This is a genomic window from Micrococcus sp. LASM2_SD2 (assembly GCF_057364565.1).
This window is the reverse complement of the sequence record NZ_JBNFOB010000344.1, coordinates 1-1,677: the sequence shown is the minus strand read 5'-3', so window position 1 is coordinate 1,677 and position 1,677 is coordinate 1. Positions and strand designations below refer to the sequence as shown.

Below are 1,677 nucleotides of genomic sequence, written 5' to 3'. Positions count from 1 at the left end.
GTGCCCGAGGGAGCCGGCTCCCCGGAGTCCCGCACGCCGATGCCGGGCACCGTGGTGGCCGTCCACGTGGCCACCGGCGACCGCGTGGAGGCCGGCGCGCACCTGGCGGACGTGGAGGCCATGAAGATGGAGCACCCCATCACCGCGGCCGTCGCCGGCACCGTCACCATCCACGTGGCCCAGGGCGACTCCGTCCCCGCGCAGGGCCTGGTGGCCACCGTGGAGCCGACCCCGGATGCAGACGCCGCCGGCGGTACGTCCGATGCCGCCGGCGAGTCCGCCTCAGCCGAGCCCACCGCCTGACCGACCCCACCGAAGACCCGCCGCGGCGCACACCCGTGCCGCAGGAGAACAGAAGACAAGGAGCAGCCCCATGGCCAGCCCGAACCACCGCACACTGCCCGCCCTGGACGAGGACTACCAGGCCCTGTCCGACACGGTCCGCGAGTTCGCCGACGAGGTCGTCGCCCCGGTCTCCGCCGACCTGGACGCCAAGCACGAGTTCCCGTATGAGATCGTCGCCCAGATGGGCGAGATGGGCCTGTTCGGCCTGCCGTTCTCCGAGGAGTACGGCGGCATGGGCGGCGACTACTTCGCCCTGTCCCTGGCGCTCGAGCAGCTCGGCCGCGTGAACCAGTCCGTGGCCATCACCCTCGAGGCCGGCGTGTCCCTCGGTGCGATGCCCCTGTACCGGTTCGGCACGGACGAGCAGAAGCAGAAGTGGCTGCCGGACCTGGTGGCCGGCAAGCACCTGGCCGGCTTCGGCCTCACCGAGCCCAACGCCGGCTCGGACGCCGGCGGCACCCAGACCACCGCGAAGCTGGAGGACGGGAACTGGCGCATCAACGGCGCCAAGGAGTTCATCACCAACTCCGGCACGGACATCACCTCGCTGGTGACCGTCACCGCCGTCACCGGCACCGTGGAGGGCAAGACCGGTCACGACGGCAAGCCGGCCAAGGAGATCTCCACCATCATCGTCCCCGCGGACACCGAAGGCTTCACCGCCGGCAAGGCCTACAACAAGGTCGGCTGGAACTCCTCGGACACGCACCCGCTGCACTTCTCGGACGCCGTGGTGCCGGAGGAGAACCTGCTGGGCACCCGCGGCCGCGGCTTCGCGAACTTCCTGTCCATCCTGGACGAGGGCCGTATCGCCATCGCCGCGCTCGCCACCGGCGCCGCCCAGGGCTGCGTGGACGAGTGCATCGCCTACGCGAAGACCCGCACCGCGTTCGGGAAGAACATCGGCTCCTACCAGGCCGTGTCCTTCAAGATCGCCAAGATGCAGGCCCGCGCCCACGCCGCCCGCCTGGCCTACTACGAGGCCGCCCAGAAGATGCTGGCCGGCAAGCCGTTCAAGACCGAGGCCGCCATGGCCAAGATGATCGCCGGCGACGCCGCCATGGACAACGCCCGCGACGCCACCCAGGTGTTCGGTGGCTACGGCTTCATGAACGAGTCCCTGGTGGCCCGCCACTACCGCGATTCCAAGATCCTCGAGGTCGGCGAGGGCACCACCGAGGTGCAGCTCATGCTGATCGCCCGCGAGCTGGGCCTCTGACCGTGGCCGAGGACATGAAGCACGACGACGGCCGCCCGGCTCCGGAGGGCACCTCGCCCTCTGGAGACGGCGCCGTGGACGCGTCGGCGCGCGGCGCGCGGGCGGGACCGCAG

Annotated in this window: 2 protein-coding genes; both read left to right on the top strand. The window is 71.1% G+C overall.

Going from position 1 to position 1,677, the window contains the following annotated elements:
* The coding region (locus AC2W7A_RS12210; RefSeq protein WP_485991578.1) for an acyl-CoA carboxylase biotin carboxyl carrier protein subunit at positions 1-303 on the top strand (303 nt) is incomplete at its 5' end.
* Positions 304-373: 70 nt separating this feature from the next.
* Positions 374-1,564 carry an acyl-CoA dehydrogenase family protein gene (locus AC2W7A_RS12205; RefSeq protein WP_485991577.1) on the top strand — a complete coding sequence of 397 codons (1,191 nt, stop codon included), beginning with the start codon at positions 374-376 and terminating at the stop codon, positions 1,562-1,564.
* The last annotated feature ends 113 nt before the right edge of the window (positions 1,565-1,677 follow it).